Origin of the sequence: Ferrovum sp. (genome assembly GCF_027317285.1) — a bacterium.
Classification (GTDB): domain Bacteria; phylum Pseudomonadota; class Gammaproteobacteria; order Burkholderiales; family Ferrovaceae; genus Ferrovum.
In genome coordinates, this window is sequence record NZ_DAHVHV010000146.1 from 1 (window position 1) to 325 (window position 325).

The following is a 325-nucleotide window of genomic DNA, read 5'->3' on the forward strand; positions in this document are numbered from 1 at the left end:
GACGATGAGCACATCGCGCAGCAGGGCCTGCAAGTTCTCCCTCAGCCCGGAGGGGGCAAGACGAACTGCTTCGTCTATTGTGATAGGAAAATAATACATTGAATTTTTTAGAATGGCATTGTGCGATTTGAAGCGCTCGATCAAATCTTCCTTTCTGGAAAAAGCCTGTTCCCATTGACGCACGGCACGATCGATCCGTTCATTACCCTGCAGGAAGAGCATGTTTGTTTTCAGATCACTCCGGCGCAGCCGGATTTCATTCTCCGCAACAACGATTCCATCATAATTGTTCTGAAGACGGTACCGAAGTTTTACGACCTGTTCG

At 48.3% G+C, this 325-nt stretch carries 1 protein-coding gene; it reads right to left on the reverse strand.

Annotation, left to right across the window (positions count from 1 at the left end):
• On the reverse strand, positions 1-325 hold a 325-nt coding region (locus M6F29_RS12005; protein WP_298160240.1), incomplete at both ends, for a DAHL domain-containing protein.